8 protein-coding genes are annotated in these 7,165 nt (G+C 63.1%); 5 read left to right on the top strand and 3 right to left on the bottom strand.

Features of this window, described 5'->3' with window-relative positions:
* Window positions 1-169: 169 nt before the first annotated feature.
* Entirely contained in the window at window positions 170-772 is a 603-nt protein-coding gene (locus tag ACI48D_RS20500) for a hypothetical protein (protein WP_435573098.1), read from the bottom strand.
* Between the two features lie 159 nt (window positions 773-931).
* Between ACI48D_RS20500 and ACI48D_RS20495 the strand changes: the two genes are divergently transcribed.
* A complete protein-coding gene (locus ACI48D_RS20495) occupies window positions 932-1,330 on the top strand; it encodes a hypothetical protein (protein WP_435573097.1) in 399 nt (132 codons plus the stop codon).
* A gap of 11 nt (window positions 1,331-1,341) precedes the next feature.
* On the opposite strand, the gene ACI48D_RS20490 is transcribed toward ACI48D_RS20495, so the two are convergent.
* Together ACI48D_RS20490 and ACI48D_RS20485 are read right to left on the bottom strand one after the other, a co-directional pair.
* On the bottom strand, window positions 1,342-2,043 hold the full coding sequence (locus tag ACI48D_RS20490; protein ID WP_435573096.1) for a GntR family transcriptional regulator: 702 nt from the start codon (window positions 2,041-2,043) through the stop codon (window positions 1,342-1,344).
* The gene (locus tag ACI48D_RS20485; protein WP_435573095.1) at window positions 2,030-3,730 is read right to left on the bottom strand and encodes a sigma 54-interacting transcriptional regulator; all 1,701 of its coding nucleotides are present in this window, start codon (window positions 3,728-3,730) and stop codon (window positions 2,030-2,032) included. Before ACI48D_RS20485 ends, ACI48D_RS20490 begins: the two co-directional genes overlap by 14 nt.
* A 318-nt stretch (window positions 3,731-4,048) precedes the next feature.
* On the opposite strand from ACI48D_RS20485, the gene ACI48D_RS20480 reads away from it, so the two are divergent.
* Genes ACI48D_RS20480 through ACI48D_RS20465 form a run of 4 tightly spaced genes read left to right on the top strand, consistent with a single transcriptional unit; the run spans window position 4,049 to window position 7,162 of the window.
* Window positions 4,049-4,255, top strand: coding sequence for a phenol hydroxylase subunit (locus ACI48D_RS20480; RefSeq protein WP_435573094.1), 207 nt, complete (start codon window positions 4,049-4,051; stop codon window positions 4,253-4,255).
* Between the two features lie 36 nt (window positions 4,256-4,291).
* The gene (locus tag ACI48D_RS20475) at window positions 4,292-5,293 is read left to right on the top strand and encodes an aromatic/alkene monooxygenase hydroxylase subunit beta (RefSeq protein ID WP_435573093.1); all 1,002 of its coding nucleotides are present in this window, start codon (window positions 4,292-4,294) and stop codon (window positions 5,291-5,293) included.
* A gap of 9 nt (window positions 5,294-5,302) precedes the next feature.
* Window positions 5,303-5,572 carry an MmoB/DmpM family protein gene (locus ACI48D_RS20470; protein ID WP_435573092.1) on the top strand — a complete coding sequence of 90 codons (270 nt, stop codon included), beginning with the start codon at window positions 5,303-5,305 and terminating at the stop codon, window positions 5,570-5,572.
* Between the two features lie 18 nt (window positions 5,573-5,590).
* Window positions 5,591-7,162, top strand: a complete 1,572-nt coding sequence (locus ACI48D_RS20465; RefSeq protein WP_435573091.1) for an aromatic/alkene/methane monooxygenase hydroxylase/oxygenase subunit alpha — start codon at window positions 5,591-5,593, stop codon at window positions 7,160-7,162.
* Window positions 7,163-7,165: the final 3 nt, after the last annotated feature.

Genomic DNA, 7,165 nt, shown 5'->3' with positions numbered 1-7,165 from the left:
AACCCCTCGTTTTTCTTCAACGCCAGCGGTGTTATCAAAACACCTAGCTCAACTACTTGATTTCGTTCAGCTTTTCTCGCGCTGCAGAAGCAGGAGGCGAACTATAGCAAACCGGCCGACGGCGCGCAAGCCCATAAAAATTGAACAGCCATCGGCTGTTGCGCTCCCGTCAGGATATTTCAGCAAGCTCGGCTTTGGCGGCCAGGACGCGGCGCAGTGCCGACTCCGGGTCGAGGCCTGCCATCAGCAGATTGACGATCTCTTTCTTGTCCTCGGCCGTCACCTGCGCGCACGCCGGACGGTGCGAGCAGTAGTAGGCATACCAGGCCACGTCGGCCGGCCGTTCCTTGCGAGGCTTGAACCTTTTCGGCACCGCAGCGCGCGCTTGGCCGGCATACGCAGCCAGGAGCGCGTTCACGCCTGACCAGTCGAAGCCCGCCACCGCATGCCTCTCGGCTTCCCAATCACCCTTGTAGCCAGGCCGGGGCCGCATGCTTGCCCCGTTCACTGCGAGGCAAGCCAGCTTGGGTAGATCGTTGGCCTGGCAGAACGCCTCGACAAACAAGAGCTTCACGCCGATCCCGACCGCTACCTCGCGGCCGAGTGTGACGTCCTTCGGGTACATATTGCGCCCCAGCGTGAGCAGGTCCTCATGGGCGATCGACGCGCCGCCGGCGCTTCGCGCATGCTGCACCAAGGCTTCCACCAGCCGGGAACCGACTTCAATGTCGGTCAGCGTGAACTGGACCGTCGTATCGCTACTGCCTGACATGGATCTCCTATATTCGACATAGACGAAAGCAAACTCGATTATAGGCTCGCGGCCGGCGCGCCGCGAATGCGGGACGGAGCGGTGACGGTTTTGTCATGTGTACGGTTCGTCCGGCTCGGCTACACTATGGGCCGGATATCGTAGACAACGGCCGTAGACATGGAACAGCAGAAGTTATGGGTGGAGCCGGTGGGCGACATCATCATTGCCCGCATCCGCGGAGTGTGCACGGAAGATTTGCTGAAGGACTGCCAGCGGCGGGTGATCGAGCTGGCGAAGGACACGCGACAGGTGAAGGTGTTGTACGACACGCTGGAGATGGATGTTCCCAGCGTCGACATCGCCCTGGTCCAGCAGGCGCTGGAATCGGAGACGTGGCGGCGCTTCGGACCTGCGCCTTCGCGCAGGGCGATACTGGTATCGAGTACCCGGGTCGCCTACCTGTCGCGCATCGCGTTCGGCGAATATGGCGAGGGAGCGTATCGGGTCTTCTATAACGACATGGCCGGAGCGATGCGATGGCTGGACGAACAGCCGCAGATGAGCGCCCAGGCTTGAACCCGGCAATGTCAGCCGTGCGGATCGGACAGTGAGGCCACCGTGCTGAAGTTTGCATGGATATGTTTTTCCAATGCCCGCACGGCCCCGTCGACATCCCGCTTCAGCGCCGACTTGAAAATCGCCGTGTGTTCGTCATGCACCTTGCGCGGCCGGGTCGAATGCACGATCGTCAGATAGCGATACCGCTCCGCCTGCCGATACAGCAGCCCGATCATGTAGCGCAGCCAGCGCGACGAACACGCCCCGATCAGCGCTTCATGGAACTGCCGGTTCCGCAGCTCCCACTCGGCCGCGTTCAGCTTTTTCGCCCCACCCTGCGCCTTCTCCATGCGCTCGAGCCGATGGTAGGCGCCGACCAGGCCCGCCTCCCATTCATCGTCGCCATCGGCAATCGACTGGCGGAGCGCCTCGCACTCCAGCAGGATCCGCTGCCGCGTAATGTCCCGCAAGTCTTCCAGCGAGATCGGACTGACGTAGAAACCCCGCTGTCCCTCGCTGATCACCAGCGCATCGGACAGCAGCAGCGACAAGGCCTCGCGCAGGGTGCCGGCGCCGATCTCGTAGCCGGTCTTCAGGTGCTCGACCCGCAGCTTGGCCCCGGGCGCCAGGCGGCCTTCGATGATGTCGCGGCGCAGGCGCAGGTAAGTGGCCTCGACCAGCGTGCGCGGCTCCGCCGGGCCCTCCATGAAAGCGTAATCAAACTTCCGCATGGTGTTCGGGGCCGTCGCAGGTATCGATCAGGCAGCGCTTCAGCCGGTAACTGAGCTGCGGGCGGGTGATGCCGAGCAGGCGCGCGGCGCCGGACAGGTTGCCCTTGCAGCGCGCCACCGCTTCGCGCAGGACCATGTTCTCCATCTGTTCGAGCGACAGGCCGCTGGCCAGCAGCTGGTCGCACAGCACACTTTCGCGCTCGCGTCCGCGGTCCTCCAGCGCACCCGTCCTGTCCACCGCAACCGGCTGGAGGTCCGACGGCGTGAAATTCGGGAACAAGTCCTCGCACTCGATCCAGTCACCCTGCCCCGCCAGGATCACGCCGCGTTCGATCATGTTCTGCAATTCCCGCACATTGCCCGACCAGGTATGCGCCAGCAAGGCCTGCATGGCGCGGTCGGTCACGCCGGCGACGCGTTTCTCGTGCAGGGCGCAGTACTTCTCGACCATCATCGCCACCATCTGCGGGATGTCGCTGCGGCGCTCGCGCAGGGGCGGGATCAGGATCGGGTAAACGTTCAGGCGGTAATACAGGTCGGCCCGGAAGCGTCCGGCCTTGACGGCTTCCGGCAAGTCGACATTGGTCGCCGCGACGATCCGCACGTCGACCTTGCGCGGCCGGTCGTCGCCGAGCCGCTCGATTTCGCCTTCCTGCAGCGCGCGCAGCAATTTGGCCTGCGAGGCCAGCGGCAGTTCTCCCAGCTCGTCGAGGAACAGCGTACCGCCGTCGGCCCGCTCGAACTTGCCCGGCCGCGAGTTCGCAGCGCCGGTATAGGCGCCCTTCTCGACCCCGAACAGCTCGGCCTCGATCAGGTCGTGCGGCAGTGCGGCGCAGTTGATGGCGACGAAGGGCTTGTCGGCGCGCCGGCTGCGGTTGTGGATGGCGCGCGCGAAACGCTCCTTGCCGACCCCGGTTTCACCCGACAACAGCACGGTGACGTTGGTCTCCGCCGCTTTCTCGACCAGCCGGTAGGCCTGGCGGAAGGCCGGCGAATCGCCCACCATGTCTTCCAGGTGCCGGCATTTCTCGAGGCTGCTGCGCAGGACCTCGACCTGGGACGACAGCTCCAGCAACTGCGAGACGATCGACTCGGGTTCGAAGTATCGCGTGTACAGCTCGGCATCCGGCCACTCCTCGACCGGTTTGCCGACGATGCGGCACTCTTCATGCGAGCAGGCGATGCACCTGGTTTCCTTGAACAGGATGAAACGGCCCATGAATGCGGAGGTGTATCCGGACGCGTAGCCGGTCAGGCTCCAGCACACCGGGTCGTGCTGCGGACCGAATGCCTTCACGTGGGCATCGGCCTCCCATGAATTGCGCCAGATGAATTCGCCACGGAACTCGCCTAGCTCGGCGTTCATCTCGACCTTCACCGGGATCACCTGCACCCCGCCTTCGAGCATGTGCATCTGCGGGCCGGTGGCAAAAGCCTCTTCGATGGAGAGCTTGCCGCGAATCTTGCGGGCCAGCTCGGCATCGCGCTTGCCCGAAGCGAAGCCCATCCGCGTGAACATGCGGCGGGTGTATTCCTCGCCCACCGTATTCATCATTTCCTCACGCAGGCTGCCCAGCGAGGCGGCATGCAGCAGCAGCATCCGGCTTTCCGACAGCCAGATCGAGCCATCTTCCGCCGAAAAGCGGATGAGGCGGCGAAGGTCCAGGTCTCCTGGATATTTGATCATCTTTTCTCCCCCTGCGAACCACGAAGGCAGCCGCAAAAATCTCGATATTTTTTTGTTTTCCCGATTTTAACCATTTCGTGAGCCCATCGGGCAAGCAAAAAATGCAAATTCATCAAATGATAAATGTTTAACACGGGAAATATTTGACGCCGCAGTGCAGCATTCGGCTCCTTCGCATCCGGCTTTTTCATTGACGCCGCGGCCCTGCTGCGGCGCACGAATCCAGGCCATCGGCGGCCGCCAGGGAGCGTCGGCATGGGGCTGGCACGGGGCTTGCGAACATCCTGGGTAAAAAGCACCCACAACCAGGAGACAAGCATGCAAGCGGATACCCCTTCCGGGGCCGTGATGGACGTCGGCAAGCGCTACGTCCGCATCACCGGCTCGCACCAAGGATTCGTCGAGTTCGACTTCGCCATCGGCGATCCCGACATCACCGTCGAACTCATCCTGCCCAAGTCCGCCTTCGACGAGTTCTGCCTCAAGAACAAGGTCGTTCGGCTGGAATCCACCGGGCAGGCATGAACCCATTCAAACCAGGACGACCAGCGAGGAGATGACATGACGATAGAACTCAAGACACAGAACATCAAGCCACTGCGCCACACGTTTGCGCACGTGGCGCGCCAGATCGGCGGCGACAAGCCGGCCTCGCGCTACCAGGAGGCCACGCTGGAAACCCAGCCGACCGGCCCCTTCCACTACCGCCCGATCTGGGATCCGGAGCACGAGATCTTCGACGCCAGCCGCACCGCGCTGAAGATGAAGAACTGGTACGCATTCAAGGATCCGCGCCAGTACTACTACGGAAACTGGACCCAGACCCGGGCCCGCCAGCAGGAAACCATGGAAGCGAACTTCGAGTTCGTCGAGTCACGCGGTCTCGTCTCGCAGCTGCCGGCAACGGTGAGCGGCACCGCGCTGGACCTGCTCATGCCGCTGCGCCACGTGGCATGGGGCGCCAACATGAACAACTCCAGCATCTGCGCTGACGGCTACGGCACCACGATGACCGCGCCGGCCATGTTCTGTGCGATGGACCAGCTCGGCATCGCCCAGTACCTGACCCGCATCGGCCTGCTGCTGGCCGGCCCCGAGGTGCTCGACCAGGGCAAGCGCGACTGGCTCGACGAGCCGCGCTGGCAGGAACTGCGCCGCTACGTCGAGGACAGCTTCGTGGTGCAGGACTGGTTCGAACTCTTCGTCGCCCAGAACTTCGTCCTCGACGGCCTCCTGTACCCGCTGGTGTACGGCGCCGTGATCAACGAGCACCTGTCGCCGAAGAACGGCACCGCGATCGCCATCCTGACGTCCTTCATGAGCGACTGGTCCACCGAGCAGGCCAAATGGGTGGACGCCCAGATCAAGGCCGCCGCCGCCGAGTCGGAAGAAAACCGCACCCTGCTGGCGGGCTGGATGACGACCTGGCGCGAGCGTGCCGTCGCCGCCCTGCGCCCGATCGCCGACCATGCCTTCGGTGATGCCGCGCACAGCGACGCCGCGCTGGAAGAAGTCACCGAACAATTCAATGTCCGCGCCGCCAGGCTCGGACTGCCCCGCTAAGGACAAGCCATGTCGACCGTATTCATCGCCTTCCAGGCCAACGAAGATACCCGCCCGATCGTCAACGCCATCCTGCGCGACAACCCGGCCGCCACGCTCGAGGAAGCCCCGGCGCTGGTCAAGATCAACGCCGAAAATCGCCTGACGGTTCGCCGCGAAACCGTCGAGGAAGAGCTGGGCCGTCCCTTCAACCTGCAGGAAATGCACGTCAACCTGATCACCATCAGCGGGAACATCGAGGAAGACGACGACCAATTCACGCTCAGCTGGGCGCACTGAACACAAGAGGAGAACGCCATGGATATGAAAGCCACCGCCAAGAAGCTGGGCCTGAAGGAACGCTATGCCCACATGACCCGCGGCCTGGACTGGGAAACCAGTTACCAGCCGATGGACAAGGTCTACCCCTTCGACAAGTTCGAAGGCATCAAGATTCATGACTGGGACAAGTGGGAAGACCCGTTCCGCCTGACCATGGACGCCTACTGGAAGTACCAGGGCGAGAAGGAAAAGAAGCTGTACGCGGTGATCGACGCCTTCGCCCAGAACAATGGCCACCTGAACGTGACCGACGCACGCTACCTGAATGCGATCAAGCTGTTCATCCAGGCCGTCAGCCCGCTCGAATACATGGCGCACCGCGGCTTTGCCCACGTAGGCCGCCAGTTGCGCGGGGCCGGCGCGCGCGTGGCCTGCCAGATGCAGGCGGTCGACGAGCTGCGCCATGCCCAGACCCAGATCCATACGATCTCGAACTACAACAAGTACTACAACGGCATGCACTCGTGGCGCGACTGGTACGAGAAGGTCTGGTACCTGTCGGTGCCGAAGTCCTTCTTCGACGACGCCATCACCGCCGGACCGTTCGAATTCATCGTGAGCGTGAGCTTCGCCTTCGAATACGTGCTGACCAACCTGCTGTTCGTGCCCTTCATGTCGGGCGCCGCCTACAACGGCGACATGTCGACCGTCACCTTCGGTTTCTCCGCCCAGTCGGACGAATCGCGCCACATGACCCTGGGCCTGGAAGCCATCAAGTTCCTGCTGGAGCAGGATGCGGACAACGTGCCGATCGTGCAGGGCTGGCTCGACAAGTGGTTCTGGCGCGGCTATCGCCTGCTGACCCTGGTCGGCATGATGATGGACTACATGCTGCCCAAGCGCGTGATGAGCTGGAAGGAAGCATGGGAAATCTACGCCGAGCAGAATGGCGGCGCCCTGTTCAAGGACCTGGCGCGCTACGGCATCCGTCCGCCGCTGGGCTGGGAGCAGGCCTGCAAGGAGAAGGAGCACATCACCCACCAGGCCTGGGCCGCCTTCTACAACTATACCGGCGCGGCCGCCTTCCACACCTGGATTCCTGGCGCCGACGAAATGGACTGGCTGTCGGAAAAGTACCCGAACAGCTTCGACAAGCTGTACCGCCCGCGCCTGGAGCACTGGGACGAGCAGGAAAAGGCCGGCAAGCGCTTCTATAACGGTACCCTGCCGATGCTGTGCACGGTCTGCACCATCCCGATGTTCTTCACCGAGCCGGACGACCCGACCCGGATCTGCTACCGCCGCTCCGAGTACAAGGGCGACCAGTACCACTTCTGCTCGGACGGCTGCAAGCACATCTTCGACCACGAACCGGAAAAGTACGTGCAGGCGCTGCTGCCGACCCACCAGATCTACCAGGGCAAGAACTTCAAGCCGGATGCCGACCCGGCCGCCCCAGGCTTCGATCCCCTGGCCGCGGTGCTGGACTTCTACGGCCTCGTCGTCGGCCGCGACAACCTGGACTTCAACGGCTCGGAAGACCAGAAGCATTTCGCCGAATGGCGCAATGCGGGCAATACCGCCGGCAAGCCCGCCGACCCACGCTGAACA

The organism is Massilia sp. LXY-6, assembly GCF_051233485.1.
Classification (GTDB): domain Bacteria; phylum Pseudomonadota; class Gammaproteobacteria; order Burkholderiales; family Burkholderiaceae_D; genus Telluria.
The sequence above is the reverse complement of the archived record's forward strand: the minus strand, read 5'-3'. Positions and strand labels throughout refer to the sequence as shown.

What these genes read in the sequence shown, in the direction of transcription:
- ACI48D_RS20500 (WP_435573098.1), bottom strand. Translation starts at nt 772, where the DNA reads ATGTCAGGCAGTAGCGATACGACGGTCCAGTTCACGCTGACCGACATT.
- ACI48D_RS20495 (WP_435573097.1), top strand. Translation starts at nt 932, where the DNA reads ATGGAACAGCAGAAGTTATGGGTGGAGCCGGTGGGCGACATCATCATT.
- ACI48D_RS20490 (WP_435573096.1), bottom strand. Translation starts at nt 2,043, where the DNA reads ATGCGGAAGTTTGATTACGCTTTCATGGAGGGCCCGGCGGAGCCGCGC.
- ACI48D_RS20485 (WP_435573095.1), bottom strand. Translation starts at nt 3,730, where the DNA reads ATGATCAAATATCCAGGAGACCTGGACCTTCGCCGCCTCATCCGCTTT.
- ACI48D_RS20480 (WP_435573094.1), top strand. Translation starts at nt 4,049, where the DNA reads ATGCAAGCGGATACCCCTTCCGGGGCCGTGATGGACGTCGGCAAGCGC.
- ACI48D_RS20475 (WP_435573093.1), top strand. Translation starts at nt 4,292, where the DNA reads ATGACGATAGAACTCAAGACACAGAACATCAAGCCACTGCGCCACACG.
- ACI48D_RS20470 (WP_435573092.1), top strand. Translation starts at nt 5,303, where the DNA reads ATGTCGACCGTATTCATCGCCTTCCAGGCCAACGAAGATACCCGCCCG.
- ACI48D_RS20465 (WP_435573091.1), top strand. Translation starts at nt 5,591, where the DNA reads ATGGATATGAAAGCCACCGCCAAGAAGCTGGGCCTGAAGGAACGCTAT.